This window comes from Bacteroides sp. AM44-19 (genome assembly GCF_003603395.1).
Classification (GTDB): Bacteria; Bacteroidota; Bacteroidia; order Bacteroidales; family Bacteroidaceae; genus Bacteroides; species Bacteroides uniformis.
The window spans coordinates 149499-170162 of the sequence record NZ_QTNB01000005.1 but is presented as its reverse complement, the minus strand read 5'-3'; the positions used below and the strand labels follow the sequence as shown (position 1 = coordinate 170162).

The following is a 20664-nucleotide window of genomic DNA, read 5'->3' as shown; positions in this document are numbered from 1 at the left end:
GGAGGCGGGATGGTTTCTTTATAGACGATAAATAGTTGTTATAACATTTTTTTATCGATTTATTGTCTGTTTTGCCTAAAATAGTGTATCTTTGCCTCGCCTAAAACAAAACTGTCAAGCGAAATGAAGCGAAATTTTTTTCATCGGTATCTTTCCGCGAAAGTGCTTCCGATATGGACTATTCTATTAATTGATGTATTTATCATCGTCATATCCAGTCTGTTGGCCTATGCTCTCCGATATGATTTCAGAAGCATTTTTTTGGAATCCTCTACCATTGACAAGACCATTTTATGGACGGTTGTTGTCAATCTGATTTTTTTCCGTGTTTTCCGTACGTATTCCAATGTGTTGCGCTTTTCCTCCTTTGTGGATATCATGCGCATTTTTGTGTCATTGACGGTGTCGTATGCACTGCTGATGATAACGAGCGTCCTGACGGAAAGCTATTTGGAGTTTAACCTAGCTCCGGTCAGCGTGCTGTTCATGTCTTATATCATCAGCTTTGCCATGATGGCATGCTCCCGTGTGATTGTCAAGACTTTCTTCGAGGCGCTGAACTTCGACGGCACCCATAGTGCCAATGTGTTCATTTACGGTGCCAAGGAAGCCGGGGTCAACATTGCCAAGGCATTGCGTGTCAATCTGCGCAACCACTACCGTCTGCGCGGATTCATTGCGGACGAACCTGAGCTTATCAACAAGGTGATGATGGGTGTCAGGGTGTTCCCCAACGATGATACGCTGATTGATGTGCTGAACGACCGCGATGTGCAGACCATCATCATTTCTCCTGCCAAGATGGAGGAACTGAAGAAGTCCGACATGGCTGACCGCCTGCTGGTGCACAACATCAAACTGATGACCGCGCCTCCCTTGAGCGAGTGGAACGGTCAGGCGCTGAGCCGCACACAGTTGAAGGAAATTCAGATTGAGGACCTGCTTCAGCGCAATCCTATCGAGATAGATATCCATAAGGTTGCCTCTCATCTGGAGGGCAAGCGTGTGATGATTACGGGCGCCGCCGGCTCCATCGGCAGTGAAATCATGCGCCAGGTGGCTTCGTTCAATCCCTATAAACTTATTTTAGTGGACCAGGCCGAGACCCCTCTGCACGACATCCGTCTGGAACTTCAGGACCGTTGGCGTGACATTGATGCCGAGACCATCATAGCCGACATCTCCAATGCCACGCGTATGGAGGACATCTTCAGGGAGTTCAAGCCCCAGTATATTTTCCATGCGGCCGCCTACAAGCATGTGCCGATGATGGAGGACAACGTTTCCGAGTCCATCCAGGTGAACGTATTCGGCACGCGCACCGTTGCCGATCTTGCCGTGAAATACGGTGCCGAGAAGTTTGTGATGATTTCTACGGACAAGGCTGTTAACCCTACAAACGTGATGGGCTGTTCCAAGCGTATCTGCGAGATTTATGTGCAGTCTCTTGCGAAGAAGTTGCAGAAGGAGGGAGGCCATGCCACTCAGTTCATCACTACGCGTTTCGGCAATGTGCTGGGTTCCAACGGTTCTGTCATTCCCCGTTTCCGCGACCAGATTCAGCGTGGCGGTCCGGTGACAGTGACCCATCCTGAGATAATCCGTTACTTCATGACCATTCCCGAAGCTTGCCGCCTTGTTCTTGAGGCCGGCAGTATGGGCAACGGCGGTGAAATCTACATCTTCGACATGGGTAAGCCGGTGAAGATTGTGGACCTTGCCAAGCGTATGATCAGCCTTTCCGGACGTACGGATGTGAAGATTGAATTTACCGGTCTCCGTCATGGCGAGAAGCTCTACGAGGAACTCTTGAATGTGAAGGAGCTTACAAAGCCCACCTATCATGAGAAGATTATGATTGCCACGGTGCGTGAGTATGACTATGACGAGGTGAAGGAGCGTATTCAGAAACTGATTGATGTAAGTTACACCTATGACCAGATGAAAATTGTTGCTGCCATGAAGGATATTGTTCCGGAGTTCGTGAGCAAGAATTCCTGCTTTGAGGCGCTGGATAAGAAGAAATAAAAAGATAGCGGTATAGTATAAAATGAAAGGGTGATAACGTCGTTGTAGTGTTATCACCCTTTCAATTTTATTGTCTTCTTGTCAGCCTTTTGTCTCATTCATGTGAAGAGAAGTATTTCAAGAACTGTGTACGTTCGAAAGTATTGACTCCCTTCGGGTCGTTTACGTTCAGAATACCTTTGAACTGGCTGATGGTTTCCATACCTTTGCGGTCCATCCACAAGTTGAGGAAGCGGATGTATTCTTCAATGATGGTAGCTGAATTCTGATAAAGCACACTGCATATCTCTACGGCCGAAGCACCTGCTAATATTGCCTTGACAACGCCTTCGGGCGAGTGGATACCACCGGAAGCGGCATAGTCCAGCTTGTTTACGGCTGCCGAAGCGATGCCTATCCAGCGCAGGGCTTTAGACAAATCGGCTTCGTTGCTGAATACGTTGCCGGATACTTGTATCATTTTCTCAATGTTGATGTCCGGCTGGTAGAAGCGGTTGAACAGCACTACTGCGGCGGCGCCGTTGGCGTACAGTTGGTCTATCAGAGCTATCGGGTTGGTCAGGTTGTCACCCAGCTTCATGATGACGGGTATCTTGACCGTCTTCTTGATGTGGCTCAGAATGTCGATGTGGCGTTGCTCGAAACTGCCGTAAGCATATTGTACATCCGTCTGCAGTGCAAGGATATTGATTTCCAGTGCGTCTGCACCGGCTTCTTCTATTTTGGCGGCAAATTCCACCCAGTCGGCATTCTGATAGCAGTTGATGCTGGCTATGATGGGGATATTGCAAACCTTTTTGCTTTCCTTAATCAGGTTCAGATATTCACCCAGCTTATGTTCGCGGATATATCCTACAAGGTAGTCACTGCCTTCGGGGTACATGTTCGGGTCTCCCATCCAGTCAGCCTCCATCATGATTTGCTCTTCAAAAAGTGATTTTAGCACAATGGCACCTGCGCCGGCCTCAGATAGTTTCTGGTTCTTGGCGGCACTGTCTGTCAGTCCGGAGCTGCTGACGATAATGGGGTTTCTGAGTTTCAGCCCTGCAAAAGTAGTTTCTAATGTTGCCATGATAATGATTTTTTATGGTTAATAGTTTCTTTCTCCAAAAATCTTGCTTCCTACACGTATTAAGGTGCTCCCGGCTGCAATGGCCTCGTGGTAATCGTGAGACATCCCCATGGACAGTTCCCGGAATGACTCTGCATCGGCAAACCACTTGGCTTTCACTTCATTGAAGAAGCTACTTAAAGAACAAAACTCAGTTTTGATTTGTTCGTCATTGTCCGTATTCGTGGCCATGCCCATCAATCCGCATATCCGGATATGCTTGAGCTCTCTCCATTCACCAGCTGCCAGCATTTCCCGGCATTCGTCAAAGCTGAATCCAAACTTGGTCTCTTCCCGGGCAATGTGCAGCTGCAGCAGGCAGTTGACGGTTTTTCCGGCTTTGGCAGCCTGCTTGTTCACTTCGGCCAACAGCTTGTAGGAGTCTATGCCATGAATCAGCGCTACGTAAGGAACGATATATTTTATTTTGTTTGTTTGCAGATGCCCGATGAAATGCCATTCTATGTCTTTGGGCAGACTTTCGTATTTGGCGGTCATTTCCTGCACCTTACTTTCTCCGAACACACGCTGACCGGCACGATATGCTTCTTCTATCGCCTCGTTGGGGTGAAATTTGGAAACAGCCACCAGCCGTACCTTTTCAGGCAGTTCGCTCAGTACTTGTTTTAAATTCTCTGCAATCATCGTTTTTTTGAGTTATGAGTTATGAGTTATAAGTTATGGGTCACAATAATAATTCATAACTTATAACTCATAACTTAAATTAAACTTCCGGTTTGTCGTCGGGCTCTGCACTGTACGGATATACATCCATAATGGCGGTTTCCGCTACAGATGCTATCTGATAGTCGGCCATTGTGCCTTTCATGCCCTCATCCAGTTTCTTCACTGCATCACGCAGGTCGGCAGCCTGCACCAATACCTGGGTAGAGGTTTTCTTTTCCGCACCGCTTTTCTCGTCCAGTGTGATGAAAACCAGTTTACATTTAAACCAGCGGTCGGCAGCTTCCTCTTCGCTGGGGAACAATTCGCTATAGTTGGCACGTTTGATGTCCGATACGGTGAACTCTCCCGAAATGAACGGCGTCATCTCTTCGATGATGCGTGCTTCCGCTTCCGTAAAACTGAGGGCATCCACCAAATACGGTTCGGTCACCTTCTTGTTCATTCCATTTTCCATTGTTTTCTCGTAACGGATCTTACATTCAAACCATGTATGCATTGCCATAATTTTCTGTTTTTAATTATTGATTTATTGTTAGTTAAGCTGCTTTATGCGTGCCTATGCCCACCAAAAGCAGTGCAAAGATAGCCAAAAACTAAATGGATATAAAAAGTTGCCTTGCATTTTACGTGAAAATTTTATTGGAGAACCGGGACGGTACGTATGGGCATAAAAAAAGGAGTACCGCTGTACTCCAACCTTTGTTAACCTTAAATCTAATACTATGAAAAACACATTGCAAAGGTACGGACTTTTTCGACATTTGCAAGAGTGTCGGGGCATAAAGTGTGTATTTGTAACACTTATTATATTTTATGCCTTTGTACTACATCTTTTTTAAAACTTAAGGCGTGTTGCTGAAACATAAATTTGCATCTGCTTTGCTTCCACACTTCCACCCATCTCCTGTATCTCCCTATCCATCGGCATTTACCCTGCGGTGGAAGCAACCTGAAAAGGTGGAAGCAAAATTTGCTTCCACCTGCCAAAAACGTCTGAGTTTTGCCGTAACTTATTATCCTCTACCATAATACCGCGCGTGGGTTACATAAATCGGTCGGTGTAGTTTTCCTGCATTTTCGAGTTTGCCCGACTATGAATAATGGAGTCGTCTAATGTCTTTTAAGTTGCTGTACAATACGGTTGTGCCTTGTGCGCAATAGGCGCGGGCTACGTACTTCATCTGTAAAAGCCCTGGAGTTAGTGACGCCTAACGGCCATGAACAACCCTGCTAACGGCCATGAAGCAATCGTTTGATGGCCATAAGCAGAGCTGTTCATAGCCGTTAGGCGTTATTAATTCCCTATGCAACAGTGGACAAACAAAGGGTGAAAAGCAAAGGCATGCTTGTGTTTTAAATAGAAATTCACGGGCTTGCACTCTCTCTCCATAGATTATGGAAGTGGGCTTTTATTTCACTTGCGTTTTGTGCGATAAATTCCCATTTATCAGCAGGCATCTTTGCGAAACTTCAATAATGCATTTATGAGGGTAAGATATTGGAATGTAGAATGATATATTGGAAATGATGAGGTGTTTTTTAAACGTTCGTTTAATGGACGCAAAGATAAGCCGTATTTTTTGAACTAACAAAATGTTTAATAAAAATATTCCCAAAGTGATTTTTGTTTTATATTAATATATTGAATTGCAGCATTGTACGTCTAATATTTAACATCTTAAAGTTCTGTTCCTTTTTAACTTTTATACCTCTACTTATTTTCTTAAAAATAGACGTTTATTAAACGAACGTTTATTGGACACTTCTATGAGTCTAATATCTTCTTTAATAGCTTATTATTATTGCAAAAGTGTACAATACGGTTTGAGTGGGAAAATGTCTCGTTCAAACCGCGAAGCGCACCCGGAACTGAGCTGATTCATTCGAAAGAAAATTTCTAAGTGACTGAACAACAGAAATATTGGTTTGCAGCCCGCACCCGTGACAAGCAGGAATTTACAGTCCGGAAATCTCTGGACCGACTTAAATCGGAAGAGGATTTAGATCTTGACTATTATCTCCCTACGCGTTTTGTCATTTCTCAATTGAAGTATCGTCGTAAACGCAGTGAAGTTCCGGTAATCCGCAATCTGGTATTTGTTCATTCCACCAAGCAGACAGCCTGCGATATATCCAACATCTATAATGTCCCCCTTTTTTATATGAAGGACTTTTCTACGCATTCCATGCTAGTGGTACCGGATAAGCAAATGGAGGACTTTATGTTCGTAATGGATCTGAATCCTGACGGTGTCAGCCTTGATAGCGAAATTCTTACTGTTGGGCATAAAGTAAAAGTTATCAAAGGCGAACTCAGCGGTATTGAAGGTGAGGTTGCCATCGAAGCCAATAAAACATACGTCGTCATCCGTATTAAGGACCTTTTGACTGCAAGTATCAAAGTCCCCAAATCCTACTTGAAAATCATAAAAGATAAATAGGTCTTTGTCGTCCTGAGCTTGTAGGAGGTTCCCTCCATCTGTCTATAAATATAAAATCAAATAAGAAGATGAATTCTTTACTTTCCCGTGCTCTTGAGCTGCAGCGTATTGCTCATGAGCTGATGTGTTTTGGCATGGACGGTACTCCCGTCTATTCCGATACGTTCTGTCGATTGAACAAGGAAGTGCTTGTTCTGTCCGATTCCCTTTTTCCCGTTCAAGGTTCTGGTACCGAAGAGGAGGCTAATGTATGTTTGGCTCTCTTGATGGGGTATAATGCTACTATTTATGATAATGGTGATAAGGAGCAAAAGAAACAGATTGCCTTGAATCGTGCTTGTGAGGTTTTGGGTCGGCTTCCGGCTTCTTTGCTCAAAGTCCGCTTGTTGGCTTATACGTATGGCGAGGTTTATGAAGAGTCTTTGCTTCAGGAGGCTCATACTATTGTAGATAGTTGGGATAAGGAGGCTATGATTACGGAACAGGTAGAGGCGGTGAAGGAGTTAAGGAATATTGAGGAGAATCCGTATCCGTTTGAGGAAGTTGAGGAATAAAAATTGGAAGAATATATGTTGTTTGCGTTGAATTAGTTACATTTGTCTCATTAAAAAGTTTATAATTATGAAGACAACGGAGGAATATTTGCATATATTGCGTAACGGTAAGGCTTATTTGATGCAGTATCATATTATGCGGCTGGGAATATTTGGTTCTGTTGCTCGTAGCGAACAAAAAGAAACAAGTGAGATTGATGTTTATTTTGAAGCGGATCCTATGGGGCTTTTTACTTTAGGCCGTTTGAAATCGGAACTGGAAACTATGCTGGGTTGCAGTGTAGATTTGTTACGAAAGTGTAAACAGTTAGATGGCACTTATTTGCTGCAATCTGTTCAGAAAGATTTGAGATATGTGTGAGGAGGATAAATATCGGATTCTAGAACTTTTGTAAGTACTCAAAAAAAGGTTCAAAACTGAAATTATTACCTTCGCTGCGAATTTAAGCTATCTTCTGAAGAACGTAAGCTCCGCAAATCGGCAGAACGTGATAAAGTCTCTTCAAGAAGCTTGATTACGCCAATCAAGAGCGTTTTGGTGATAGACGACAAAAGGTAAAAACTAAGGGTGACAAAAGTGATTCTGATTGACAAAAAGAGAAAGATGATTATGATGATACGCTTCGTCTTGATTCGATCGGTCATAATTAATCTCAAGAAGTTAGCTTACGTACCCTTCTTGTAGAGGAGCGTTACGAGATAGTTCATTATGCGGAACCGGGTAAAAATCCCAAGTGGGGGTTATTGGAACTACATCGAAATTTTTTTCAAAAATATCTTTAACGGTTGCAGGGACTATGTTAACATGGTTCCTGGCAAAATCCTTTGGCTACAAGCCAATGTTAAATTCAAACTAATTAATTACAAAACTCGGCTTAGGGCACATTTATGTGCTCTTTCAAAGGTAGATGCTCTAAAGTGAGTGTTGACTGTTTACTAATCTATTCTCTAAAAGAATTATAATATAATTTGAAAATTTGACTATGCAAGCAATTATTTTAGCAGCTGGTATGGGTAAGCGATTGGGGGAACTTACCAAAGGTAATACAAAATGTATGGTGACAGTGAATGGAATTTCATTGATTGATCGTTTACTTACGCAATTATGTTCAGTTAATTTGGCTCGTGTGGTAATTGTTGTAGGATACGAGGGGGAAAAATTGCAAGAATATATCGGTAAACGATACGATACAAAATTGAAAATAGAGTATATAAATAATCCAATTTATCAGCAGACTAATAATATTTATTCATTAGCTTTGGCTAAACGAAAGTTGGTGGAAGATGATACTCTTTTGATTGAAAGTGATCTTATTTTTGATGATTCGCTATTTTCAATGATTCTTGATGATTCTAATCCTAATGTTGCCTTAGTTGATAAGTACGAGGCTTGGATGGATGGAACAATGGTTCATATTGATGAAGAGAACAATATAGTGAATTTTGTACCCAAGGAAGCATTCAAATATGAACATATAGATAGCTATTATAAAACTGTGAATATTTATAAGTTTAGTAGAGATTTTTCTATTAATACTTATGTGCCATTTTTGGAAGCTTACACTAAGTCACTGGGTAATAATGAATATTATGAACAAGTGCTGCGTGTTGTTACGCTATTAGATAATTGTAATTTTAAGGCTTTGACGTTGAATGGACAAAAGTGGTATGAGATAGATGATGTGCAGGACTTGGATATTGCTTCTGTTATTTTTTCTGAGAAGAAAATGAAATATGAAAAGTATCATAAAAGGTATGGCGGATTTTGGCGTTTTCCACAACTATTAGACTATTGTTATTTAGTGAATCCTTTTTTCCCAACTAAACGTATGAAGGATGAATTACGAGCCAACTTTGATGTTTTACTAGCTGGATATCCATCAGGAATGTATGTAAACTCATTGTTAGCAGGTAAATATTTTGGTATTAAACAGGATTATATAGTATTAGGTAATGGTGCGGCAGAACTCATTAAGATTATAATGGAAGATTATGTGAGCGATAAAGTGGGAATCATTTATCCAACATTTGATGAATATCCTAATAGATTGAAATCAGAACAAATTGTAGGTTATGTCCCACAGAACAAAGATTTTGCTTATACAGCGGATGACTTGATGGCTTTTTATGCAGATAAGCATATTGCACTATTATTGTTGATAAATCCAGATAATCCATCAGGTAATTTTATTTCTAAGTCTGATATTCTCCGTTTAGCTCAATGGTGTAAAGAACAAGAAACTCATTTGATTGTAGATGAAAGCTTTGTTGATTTTACTACAGATGGTGTGAGTAATAGCTTGCTCTCAAATGAAATACTAGAGGCTAATCCTCATATGATGGTGATGAAATCTATTAGTAAATCTTATGGGGTACCTGGACTACGTTTGGGAGTATTTGCTACTTCCAATACAGAATTGATTGCACGTATGAAGAAAGAGGTTCCTATTTGGAATATCAATTCTTTTGCTGAATTTTATTTGCAGATTTTTGGTAAATACGAGAAGGATTATATTAAGGCTTGTCGGAATTTTGTTGTAGAACGCGAGTCCTTTTATTATGAATTATGTAAAATTCCTTACTTATATGTTGTCCCGTCACAAGCTAATTATTTTTTGTGTGAAGTGATAGATAAATATACCTCTACAGAGTTAGTTCAAAAATTAATTGAGCATGACGTTATTGTTAGTGATTGCGGACGGAAAAATAATATGAATGGACGTAATTTAGTCCGTTTGGCTATTCGTGGAAGAGAGGATAATTTAAAACTGATAAGCATTCTTAAAACTCTTTAATTTACTATATAATGGATAAAAAAGAGTTTCTGGTAGAAGTGAAAAAATATATAAGTGATATATATAATGAATTCTTTGAATATCAGAGCGAAACATGGGATATTTTATCTTATATAAATAGATTGTTTCGTGAAAATGGATTAACATATTATCTTGCTTATGGGACATTGTTGGGAGCTATTCGCGATCGTGGGGCAATACCTTGGGATTATGATGTAGATATACATATTAAAATATCAGATAGAGATCGTTTGCTTCAGATTTTGAAGACTAATCTATCAGAAAATTATTATTATGTATATACTGATATTATGCCGAATTATCCCGCAGAATGTTTACGTATTTGTAAGAAAGGATATACATATATGTCAATTCATGTGGATGTCTTTTTTCTTGTAGGCTGTCCTGAAACGAAAGAAAAACGAGTACCATTATTGAAATTAGCAAGAAAATGGTCTAATTTTAGAATTCAAAAATATGCACATCAACATACAAATGGTGATTTCAGTTGCTCAAAAATAAAAAGGAGTTTATTAAAATTATATAGATTGCAATATAAGGTAATACCAGAGAGGTACATTGTGTATAAGGAAGCGCAAATATTCAATTATTGTGATATTTTGAAAAGTTCTTATTTTATGTCATATTGCTTTGAGGCTAATTGGGGAGATAAAGAATTTGAAGTATATCCATCAAGAATTTTTGAGAAGAGTATTGATATCGAAATTAATGGCGAATTATTTCCAATACCTTCAGGTTATGACGAATATTTGTCTATTCTATTTGAAGATTATATGTCGTATCTCCCTATTGAAAATAGATTTACAGAGTTTTATACTCAAGTATATCAGATAAGAGAACGTCAAGATTATTATGTTAAAAAAACTATGAAAAATGATACCTAAAATTATTCATTATATGTGGTTTGGGGAAAATCCATTACCTGAAAGCACAAAAAAATATATAGAGTCTTGGAAAAAATTTTGTCCCGAATATGCAATAAAAGAGTGGAATGAACATAATTTTGATATTAATTCTTGTAGATATGTAGCAGAAGCATATTTGCAGAAAAAATGGGCTTTTGTTGCAGATTATGTTAGATTTTATGTATTATATAATGAGGGTGGCATTTATCTTGATACGGATATGGAAATGGTGCGGTCTTTTGAACCTCTGCGAAAGCATAAAGCATTCTTTGGCTTTGCTACAGACGGTTTGACTTTGCCTGTTTTTGGTTCCGAAGCTAAAACGGACTTTATTGCGGATATGCTTGATGATTATCACAAGCGTTCTTTCATAAAGCTAGATGGAACATACGATACAACTCCTTTGGACGTTCCGGCATTAAGGATCTTGAAAGAGAAGTATGGTTTAATTGAGAATTATCAGTATCAAGAGCTGGCAGATGGAACTGCTATTTATCCTAAACAATACTTTTATTCTACAGATGCCAATACGGGCAAGATTACAAAGTATCCAGAACTTTTCTGTATTCATTATGCTGATGCCTCTTGGTTGTCAGATGATGTAAAAGCTGAATTAATTAGGCGTAGAAGACTGGTGAAGATATTGGGAGAAAAACTAGGCTTGTACGTTGATGCTTTCATCAATTATTTGTTTAAAGATGGCTTGTTGACTGCATTGAAGAAAACTTTTTCAGTACTTCGTAGATAATTTGTAAATGAAAAAATCGCATTAATGACTTGGCACCATGCTGAGAACTATGGAACAGCATATCGGGCTTATGCCTTGAAAACGCTTATAGAACAACAAGGCTACAAGATGGATTTGATTGACTATCATAGGCTGAATGGCGCGCCTATGAATGTGCCTAATATTTCTGCTATCGTTTCATCAAAATTTATATCTCTATGTAGAAAAATTGTCAGTAAAAAATCTGGAGAGCTGATAGCAGTTTTTATAAGTGCAACAAGAACTAATGGATTTGCATGTGCAATTTCTAAGATCTTCAAATATAGTCAAATATTTAACAAAATAGTTGATTGTTAATAAAGTCAGGTATGAAGTTTAAGAGTACAACGAATTTAGGAGAGATAGCCCCCCGTTTGGCATTCATAGATAATAGCAAGGGTATAGCTATTATTTTTGTTGTTATAGGACATGTAGTTTATCATTGTATTTGTGGTAAAAACAATAGTATGGCATATACTCACCCCATCTTCATTCTCTTGCAATCATTTCATATGCCACTGTTTATCTTTTTGAGTGGAATTTTGGTTTCAAACCAATCTCAAAATTTTAAAGAAGTTATGTCATTTTCATACAAGAAGTTTAGGCAGCTACTTGTTCCATTCTTAATAATTGGAGGCGCATTGACAATTGCAAATGGAAAAGGAATTGAAACTTTATTGACCAGTTCAATGAAAAGCGGTTATTGGTTTCTTCTTACTCTTTTTGAATTGTTTATACTACATAGCTTAAAACTTTTAGTGCAACACGAGAAAAAAGGCAATAAACTAACATTCGATGTGCTTTTGACAATTTTCACATATCTTTGTCTTTATAGTATTAATGAACTATGGGGAAATACAGCAATAGGAGGGATTGTTGGCATAGGCCATTTATGTACATACTATCCATACTTTGCTGTAGCAACGATTGTGAAGAAGTGTGATTATACAGACAAATTGTTTGAATCAGAGCTGTTTCTTACGGCAGCACTAATTGTAGTATTTTGTAAAATGATTCTTGTCAGAACGGGATTGAACATTGCAGGATACGGCTTTTTATTAAGTCTATCTTATCTATACTTGTGCATAGCAATTATGTATCGATTGGAGGATACTCACAATGTTGTAACAAACACATTAGGTTATTTAGGTAGGAATTCATTATATATTTATGTGTTCCATTATTTTTTAATAATCAATACACCACTTTGGTTTGTACAATCGTTTACTAACGATAATAGTCTTGTACTTGATATTATTATTATAACGATACCTACAGCTCTGATAATATTATTGTCCTTGTTATTTGGAAATTTAATAAAAGAATGTCACACCCTTCATAAAATTATATTTGGACGTTAGTTTACCTGACTATCATAAATGAAAAAAATCGCATTAATGACTTGGCACCATGCTGAGAACTATGGAACAGCATATCAGGCTTATGCTTTGAAAACGCTAATAGAACAACAAGGCTATAAGGTGGATTTGATTGACTATCATAGGCTGAATAGCGCACCTATGAATGTACCTGATATTTCTGCTGTCATTTCATCAAAATTTATATCTCTATGTAGAAATATTTTTCAAAAGAAAAGGCGAGTGTTTGAATTTAGGAAAGAAACTTTTGGCTCTTTCTATACAAATAAATTTGCTTATACCAAAGAGTGCCATTACAATCAGGATTTTGCAGAACTTAATAATTTGTATGATGGATTTGTGTGTGGTAGTGACCAGATTTGGGGACCAAATTGGTATGATGGGCGTTTCTTTCTAGACTTTGTAATCAATGCACGCAAGCTGATTTCTTATGCTCCAAGTCTCGGTGTATCTAAGATTGCAGATCGAGAAGTAGCTAGACAGATGGCGTATCAAATTAGTCGTTTTGCAAGTCTTTCTATTCGAGAAAGAACAGGATGCGAAATTGTACGTAACCTTATAGGAAGAAAAGATGTGTACAATGTGTTTGATCCAGTTATAATGCTTGATTCTGAACATTGGCAGAAGTTAGAAGAACCATTTGTCACAGAAGGTAAGTATGCTCTGATTTTTTTTCTGGCAAATAATCAGAAAAACATTAAGATATCTATTGAAGCAGCCAATGCAAAAAGATTGAAGCCTATAGTTTTGCATTGTACTCAAACAGAGGATACTTCATTTGCAAATACTGATGAACTGACTCCTGAACAGATGCTTTTTTGCATACATAATGCAGAGTTTGTTTTTACAGACTCTTTCCATGTGGCAGTACTATCGATTATTTTCCATCGACAGTTGATAACTTTTCAAAAACAGTTAGGTGGAAACGGAAACACTCAATATAAGCGAATCACCGATTTGTTTGAGCGGTTGCAGATAACAGGAGGCATTTACAGAGGTGTTGATTCCTTTAATCAACATATTGATTATTCTAAAGTAGATACTATCCTAAACAAGCAAAGAGGGGAATCTTTAGCTTACTTAGCTTCTGCGTTGGATAGATTGCCAGGATATTCAGAAAACAGAATGGAATTATGTGATATTTCTACTCCTTGTAAAGGAATACATACAGATTTATTCAATCATTATCTCTTAACTGTTCGATGCAAAAAGTATAGAGAATTTATGATAACATGTCAGTTCTCACTTGTTCCTAAATGTTACAGGTGCAAAAATCTGCAATATACAATACTTCAAAATGGAAGACAACCTTTATTCTACAGCAAGCTCCTAGAAGATTTGCAGATACAAGATAAACATGTTTTTGCGAAGTATTACAGACCGTTCTACATATTACACAAATTAAAAAAAATAGCGCATTTATGATTTGGAAATATGATATTTTCTAAATGTTGGTGATAGCCAAAATGGGAGTGCGTATAAGTTTGACAATAACAGATAAATATAATTATGCAAAAGTTTTATTCAGACGATAAGAATGTACAGATTTTATTGGCTCTTCTTAAGGCACATGGCATTAAAAAGATTGTAGCCAGCCCTGGAGTCGCAAATATTACATTTGTAGCAAGTGCTCAACAGGATTCTTATTTCGAAATTTACTCGTCTGTAGATGAACGTTCCGCAGCATATATTGCTTGTGGTTTAGCAGAAGAAAGTAAGGAACCTGTTGTGATTAGTTGCACAGGTGCTACTGCCTCTCGTAACTATATGCCAGCACTCACTGAAGCTTACTATCGCAAATTACCGATTTTGGCAGTAACATCGTGCCGTGATATTGCTTGGGTCGGTCAGAATTCGCCTCAGCAGATCGATAGAAGTGTGCAACCTAAGGATATCGTTAGATACAGCCTGCATCTTCCTACTCTCCATAACAAGCAGGAAGAAGATCGCTACACTACATTGATTAATAAGGCAATCCTTGAACTTTCAAAAGATGGTGGAGGTCCTGTTCATATTAATCTTACCAACGGCTACACTGGTAAATATACGACGAAAGAGTTGCCTAAGGTTCGAGTAATTCAACGAATTTCAAAGTTTGATTCATTCCCTACTTTACCTAAAGGTAAGATTGGTATTTTTGTTGGTGCTCATTCTGTATGGACGGAGGAGCTTCTTAATGCAGTTGAAAAGTTTTGCAGACTTAATAATGCAGTGGTATTATGTGATCATTTATCAAACTATCACGGAGACTATGAAGTGTTTCATAATCTTATAACTTGCCAAAAGCAATATAGACCAGCGTGCAGTAATTTGGACTTAATGGTATATATTGGAAACATACATGGAACAGATTATGAAAACCTTAGCCCCAAAGAGGTTTGGAGAGTAAATATTGATGGTGAAATTCGTGACTCGTTTGGCGGAATGACGCATGTGTTTCAAATGAATGAATATGAGTTCTTTGAACATTACACAAACCGTAATGGCTGTTCTGTGAATACTTTTATAGAAGAATGGAAACAAATTCGTGAAGAGTTGGAAAGCCGTATTCCCGAGCTCCCTTTTTCAAATGTTTGGGTAGGTCGGCAGATTTTGAAACATATTCCTGATAATTCCATTATTCACTATGGTATTCAGAATAGTTTGAGAACATGGAATTTCACACAAGGTCCAAAATATTTGTTAGGTTATAGCAATACTGGTGGGTTTGGTATTGATGGTTGTGTTTCCAGTTTGGTTGGGGCATCATTGGCTTATCCAAACAAGGTGTACTATGGAGTGGTTGGAGACTTGGCTTTTTTCTATGATATGAATGCTTTGGGAAACCGTCACATCGGAAATAATATTCGCTTGATAGTAGTGAACAACGGACGTGGACAGCAGTTTCGCAATCCATATTCGGCAGGTGGAAGTTTTGGAGAATTTGCAGATACTTATATTGCAGCTGCTGGTCATAATGGAGACCAGTCGCAAAGTTTGTTGATGCATTTCGCACAAGACCTTGGATTTAGGTATTTCTCTGCTTCTAATAAGGAGGAATTGCTACAAATTATTCCTCAATTTACTAAAAAGGAAATTGAGGAGTCAATTGTGTTGGAGGTGTTTACAGATACTAATGACGAGAGTGAGTCACTTCGAATAATTTGCAATCTTAAGATTGATGTTACTATGGAAATTGTAAAACATGCTAAACGAATAGGCAGAAAAATTTTAGGAGATGATTTGACAAACAAAATTAGTAATTTAAGATTGTAATGAATAATTTTATAAGAAGAATCGTAAAAAGGCTGTTTTGCTTATTAGTTAGAAAGGAAAAGTTTGCTGTACCTTCAATAGTGTACAACAATAAACTGTTGGAGGGCAGGCTTGCTTTGGTAAGCGGAGGAACCAGCGGTATAGGACTTGAAATAGCTAGGGCATTTTTAAAAACAGGAGCAAAGGTTGTAATTTCCGGGTCGTCGGAAACTAAACTTAACAAAGCGTTGGACTCTTTACAACATGAAAATCTAAGAGGAATAATTATGGACGTAGCAAAGCCTGCAGAAATGAATGCGTCTATTGAGAAAGCCGCCTCTTTATTCCCCGGTATGAAAATTAGCATATTGGTTAATAGTGCAGGAGTAACTCAAAAGTGCAGTTTTTATGATTTGTCCGAAAAAGAGTACGATAAGATTATGGAGATAAATGTAAAGGGCGTATATTTTTTAAGTCGTTCTGTATCAAAGTATATGATAGAAAACGGCGTAAAAGGGAATATCCTTAATATATCATCTTCTTCGGCACTTAAACCGGCTTTTAATGCATATCAGCTATCGAAATGGGCCATCCGAGGATTTACTGTAGGATTAGCTGAGCAACTTGCTCCTTACGGAATCACGGTTAACGCAATCGCACCTGGTAAAACTTTCACCTCAATGATGGTTGTAGAAAACGAAACGAATATGAATTGTGAAAGCCAACCTTGTGGACGGTATATTGATCCTAAAGAAGTAGCAAATCTTGCTGTTTTTATGTGTAGTAACTGCGGCAGTATGATAATGGGTGATACTATCTATATGACAGGTGGAAATGGTTTGTTCTGAAAAATGTATCTATAGATGGATTCAAGAATTAAAAATGGAATAAGAAACATTTTTGCAGGATTTATCAATAAGATTGTATTGATTTTTCTTCCATTTGTCACGCGTACTGTTATAGTATATGTGTTGGGAAGTGAGTACCTTGGATTGGGAAGTTTATTCTCATCAATCTTGATGGTGCTTAATCTTTCTGAACTTGGTATTGGTAGCGCTTTGGTTTATAGCATGTATAAACCTGTGGCTGAAAAAGATATGCTGAAGATTAAAGCTCTTTTGGCTGTCTATAAAAAAATCTATGCCTATATTGGTGTTGCTATTTTAGCTATTGGTCTTTGCTTCTTGCCTTTCATACATACCATCATCAAAGGGGATGTGCCTGCCAGCATGAATTTGTATATTCTGTACATTATGTATTTGAGTAATGCATCTATCAGTTATTTTATTTTTGCTCACAAAAAGGCTCTTCTTATAGCCTATCAGCGAAGTGATGTTATTAGCAATGTAAATACTGTACTGAATATCTGTGTTTATACGGTTCAGATTATGGTCTTACTGCTTTTGAAGGACTACTATATTTATGTTGCAGTATTTATTTTTTCTACAATTACCGAAAACATCATAATCGGAAAAAAAGCACAAATACATTTCCCTTATATTGAGGCTGATGGTAGAATCTCGGCAGAAGACAAAAAAGTTATTATTCAGCACACCAAAGGTATTGCACTTCAAAAAGTCTGTTCGACATCGCGTAACTCACTTGACAGTATAGTGATATCGATGTTTCTGGGTTTGAATATGATAGCCATATATAGTAATTACTACTATATTATGATATCTATTCACAATATCCTTTATCAAATTCCAGATTCTATACGAGCAACGGTCGGCAATAGTGTTGCTAGTGAGAGTGTAGATAAGAATTTCCGAGATTTCAATTGCATGTATTTACTCAACATGTTTATTTGTGGATGGGCAACATGCTTTCTTTATTGTATGTTTCAGCCTTTTATGGAGCTATGGATGGGACCAAATATGATGTTTTCTCAAGTGTCTGTTGTACTTGTCTGTTTATACTTCACATTATTGAGTCTTGCTGACGTTGTAGCACTATATAAAGATGCTGCGGGTCTTTGGTGGTATGGAAGATATAGAGTTTTGATAGAGGCCATTGCTAATTTGATATTGAATTTTGTTCTTGGTTACTTTTGGGGAGTAAATGGTATTCTGTTAGCTACCATTATTACCATTATTTTAATAGGTCATGGTTATGGAGGTTGGATTGTGTTTCATTATTATTTTAAAGGCAAAAGTTTTATGACGTTTGTTATGAAGCAAGTTGGATATTTAGTTATGATTGCTGTTGCTTGCTATGTAACGGATTTTGTTTGTAGCTTTTCCCTAGAAATTCTGTGGATACGATTATTGAGTGTAGGTATTATTACACTATTTTTATCTCCGATCTTACTTCTGATTATGTATAGATTCTTTCCAGAATTCAAAGATTCAGTAGATTTTGCAAAAAATATTTTGAAAAGTTTTAAGAGATAGTTATAAATAAAAGTTTTAAGATAGCTATAGGATTGTTGAAAATTCCCCAAATCAGTTTTTGATGTAATCTTATTATTTTTTGTTACTACATTTTTGATGTAAGATATAAACTTGTTGGGCTGAAAAATGATTTACATAATTGAATAATGGCAATAGTTTCAATTTTGCTACCTGTGTATAATGCTGAATCGACAATTTCAGAAACGATTCAGAGTATTATTAATCAAACCTATAAAGATTGGGAACTTTATATTATTAATGATGGTTCCGTAGATAAAACAGAAGAAATAATTTTATCATTTAAAGATGATAGAATTAAGTATTTAAAGAATAATAAAAATAGAGGGCTGATTTATACTTTAAATAGAGGGCTCTCTATAGCTCAATGTAAATATATTGCTCGAATGGATGCGGATGATATATGTATGTCTACACGTTTGGAAAAGCAGGTGGCATATTTGGATTCACATCCTGAAGTTATTATATGTGGTGCTCAAATAGAGTATTTTGGCACAAAGAGTAATAAATATGTTAAATTGTCATTTCCTACTAAAGATAAAATCCTAAAAGAAATGCTCGCTTTTTCAACTTGTTTTGCTCATCCTACTGTGATGATGAGAAAGGACATAATAGTAAAGAATAAGTTGCAATATGATTATGACTATAAAAATGCAGAGGATTATTGTATGTGGATTAATATGATTAGTTTAGGGAAATTTGCCAACTTGGATGAGGCGTTAGTTAAGTATCGTATATCAGATGCACAAGTGTCTCAACCGTATAATTTACAAACTATAAAATCTGTTATGGCTTGTAGACGGAAATATCTTGAAAGGTATTTGTCTGAAGATGAAATTAAAGATTTGTTCGAATCACCTATAAAAGTATGGACTGTTAAGAGTATTAAGCAAAAAATCAGCAATCCTAGAGTGATTGAAGCATGTTATCTATCTTTAGAGAGGTACAGTTTAGGTAGTTTACTTTATTATGTTTTCTCAGCAGATGTATTTAAATTGGGATTTGGTGCATTTGTCCGATATATGAAGAGATTTGTATTTGGAAAAAATCCAATCTATTACAATTCTAATTTGGTATGAAAAATCACATACTATTATTATTATATATAGTCTTGTTGTTTTTTTTACATTTTGGTTTTCAAATCAACGGTATCAATACAAGATATTTGGCGACAATTTTATTGCTGATTTCTTGTATTTGTGTTTCTTCAGCATTGATTAGGTTGCCAATGCTGAAAAATAGTGTATTTCAAAAGCTGTTAAACTCAACAATTATATATAATATAATTGTTTGGTTAATACCAATCTGTCTTATGACAATGGATTTTTCCATGCTTTCCGGAACAATTCGTTTTTTTATTTGCATGGTAGATATTTTTTTATTGTGGGCATTATTGCCCCGACAATATAGAGAATATCAATTAGAATTTATAGTTTATATTTATTTAATTCAGTCAGTTGTTATATTAGCAGCGTTTGTGTCGCCTTCCTTATTGGAGATTGTTAGACAATTTCAATTTGAGTCTGTAACGGAAATAACAGATCGTTATTTAAATTATGGAACCTTTAGAGGTTTAGCTCTTGCTGGAGATCAATTTTACGGCTTGACTACAAGTTTTGGACTAATTTCAATTTTTGTAATGAAATTTTATGTTGAAAGTTCTAACATTAAATGGATAGGTGTTTTTTTTGTTTTTTTTGCTGCGAATATGTTTGTGGGAAGAACAGGTTTTATTGGATTTTTTGCAGCATTGGGATATTTGTTTTTGTCGTCTAAAAAAAATAAGTTTAAGTCATTATTTAAGATTTTCGTATTTACTATTTTATTAATCTCTATTTTGTATCTAGCATTGCCATCGTCATTAAAAGAAGTAATAGACGAATCTGTATTCGCTTATGCATTTCAAATATTTTATAATTATAAAGATAGTGGTTCTTTCAGTACGAGTAGCTCTGATAGAGTTGCAGAAATGTGGCAGATTTCTATTGGCTTTTTTACTTATTTGTTAGGAGATGGAAGATTTTCGAATCCGGATGGCACCTATTATGGCAAAATAGATGTAGGTTATTTGCGTCAGATTTTGTATGGTGGTATAGCTTTTTTGATATATTCAGTTGTACTTACTTGGCGTATGTTGACTAATTATAGTAAGCGATATAAGATTAGACAACATTTATTTGAATACATAGTGCTTGCTTATCTATTGGTTATTCATGCCAAAGGATTATCTTTTATGTATTGTCCAGAACATATGATGATTATTCTTTTTTATTATTTACATCTGAATAGGGAAAAATTAGCTGTTTTTCGATAGGTCCTATTTTTTTCTTTG

At 37.0% G+C, this 20664-nt stretch carries 18 protein-coding genes; 15 read left to right on the top strand and 3 right to left on the bottom strand.

Features of this window, described 5'->3' with window-relative positions; genetic code table 11:
* Positions 1-123: 123 nt before the first annotated feature.
* The gene (locus DW947_RS10075) at positions 124-2028 is read left to right on the top strand and encodes a polysaccharide biosynthesis protein (RefSeq protein WP_005831372.1); all 1905 of its coding nucleotides are present in this window, start codon (positions 124-126) and stop codon (positions 2026-2028) included.
* 94 nt (positions 2029-2122) lie between these two features.
* On the opposite strand, the gene DW947_RS10070 is transcribed toward DW947_RS10075, so the two are convergent.
* The 3 genes from DW947_RS10070 to DW947_RS10060 all read right to left on the bottom strand — a co-directional run bounded on the left by DW947_RS10070 (position 2123) and on the right by DW947_RS10060 (position 4328).
* Positions 2123-3100 carry a dihydroorotate dehydrogenase-like protein gene (locus DW947_RS10070; protein ID WP_117652580.1) on the bottom strand — a complete coding sequence of 326 codons (978 nt, stop codon included), beginning with the start codon at positions 3098-3100 and terminating at the stop codon, positions 2123-2125.
* Positions 3101-3118: 18 nt separating this feature from the next.
* Entirely contained in the window at positions 3119-3784 is a 666-nt protein-coding gene (locus DW947_RS10065; RefSeq protein WP_022402042.1) for a YggS family pyridoxal phosphate-dependent enzyme, read from the bottom strand.
* Positions 3785-3863: 79 nt separating this feature from the next.
* Entirely contained in the window at positions 3864-4328 is a 465-nt protein-coding gene (locus tag DW947_RS10060) for a DUF4494 domain-containing protein (protein ID WP_005831367.1), read from the bottom strand.
* A gap of 1399 nt (positions 4329-5727) precedes the next feature.
* Between DW947_RS10060 and DW947_RS10050 the strand changes: the two genes are divergently transcribed.
* The 14 genes from DW947_RS10050 (at position 5728) to DW947_RS09975 (ending at position 20646) form a co-directional block, all read left to right on the top strand.
* Positions 5728-6267 (top strand): UpxY family transcription antiterminator, encoded by a 540-nt coding sequence (locus tag DW947_RS10050; protein WP_117963271.1) that lies wholly within the window; start codon positions 5728-5730, stop codon positions 6265-6267.
* Positions 6268-6335: 68 nt separating this feature from the next.
* Complete coding sequence (locus DW947_RS10045) at positions 6336-6821, top strand: UpxZ family transcription anti-terminator antagonist (protein WP_117963269.1); 486 nt, start codon at positions 6336-6338, stop codon at positions 6819-6821.
* 67 nt (positions 6822-6888) lie between these two features.
* On the top strand, positions 6889-7182 hold the full coding sequence (locus DW947_RS10040) for a nucleotidyltransferase family protein (protein WP_117963267.1): 294 nt from the start codon (positions 6889-6891) through the stop codon (positions 7180-7182).
* A 622-nt stretch (positions 7183-7804) separates the two neighbouring features.
* A complete protein-coding gene (locus tag DW947_RS10025; RefSeq protein WP_117963263.1) occupies positions 7805-9616 on the top strand; it encodes an aminotransferase class I/II-fold pyridoxal phosphate-dependent enzyme in 1812 nt (603 codons plus the stop codon).
* 11 nt (positions 9617-9627) lie between these two features.
* On the top strand, positions 9628-10521 hold the full coding sequence (locus tag DW947_RS10020) for a phosphorylcholine transferase LicD (RefSeq protein ID WP_117963261.1): 894 nt from the start codon (positions 9628-9630) through the stop codon (positions 10519-10521).
* On the top strand, positions 10511-11290 hold the full coding sequence (locus DW947_RS10015; protein ID WP_117963259.1) for a glycosyltransferase family 32 protein: 780 nt from the start codon (positions 10511-10513) through the stop codon (positions 11288-11290). Before DW947_RS10020 ends, DW947_RS10015 begins: the two co-directional genes overlap by 11 nt.
* A gap of 24 nt (positions 11291-11314) precedes the next feature.
* Positions 11315-11626 (top strand): hypothetical protein, encoded by a 312-nt coding sequence (locus DW947_RS10010; protein ID WP_117963257.1) that lies wholly within the window; start codon positions 11315-11317, stop codon positions 11624-11626.
* Positions 11627-11637: 11 nt separating this feature from the next.
* Positions 11638-12669 (top strand): acyltransferase family protein, encoded by a 1032-nt coding sequence (locus tag DW947_RS10005; RefSeq protein WP_133303607.1) that lies wholly within the window; start codon positions 11638-11640, stop codon positions 12667-12669.
* Between the two features lie 18 nt (positions 12670-12687).
* Complete coding sequence (locus tag DW947_RS10000) at positions 12688-14112, top strand: polysaccharide pyruvyl transferase family protein (protein WP_117963194.1); 1425 nt, start codon at positions 12688-12690, stop codon at positions 14110-14112.
* A gap of 84 nt (positions 14113-14196) precedes the next feature.
* Positions 14197-15942, top strand: coding sequence for a thiamine pyrophosphate-binding protein (locus DW947_RS09995; protein WP_117963192.1), 1746 nt, complete (start codon positions 14197-14199; stop codon positions 15940-15942).
* Complete coding sequence (locus DW947_RS09990) at positions 15942-16769, top strand: SDR family NAD(P)-dependent oxidoreductase (RefSeq protein ID WP_117963190.1); 828 nt, start codon at positions 15942-15944, stop codon at positions 16767-16769. The genes DW947_RS09995 and DW947_RS09990 overlap by 1 nt, the downstream gene beginning before the upstream one ends.
* Positions 16770-16784: 15 nt before the next feature.
* The gene (locus tag DW947_RS09985; RefSeq protein WP_117963188.1) at positions 16785-18314 is read left to right on the top strand and encodes a lipopolysaccharide biosynthesis protein; all 1530 of its coding nucleotides are present in this window, start codon (positions 16785-16787) and stop codon (positions 18312-18314) included.
* A 146-nt stretch (positions 18315-18460) separates the two neighbouring features.
* The gene (locus DW947_RS09980; RefSeq protein WP_117963186.1) at positions 18461-19411 is read left to right on the top strand and encodes a glycosyltransferase; all 951 of its coding nucleotides are present in this window, start codon (positions 18461-18463) and stop codon (positions 19409-19411) included.
* A complete protein-coding gene (locus tag DW947_RS09975; RefSeq protein ID WP_117963184.1) occupies positions 19408-20646 on the top strand; it encodes a hypothetical protein in 1239 nt (412 codons plus the stop codon). Before DW947_RS09980 ends, DW947_RS09975 begins: the two co-directional genes overlap by 4 nt.
* The last annotated feature ends 18 nt before the right edge of the window (positions 20647-20664 follow it).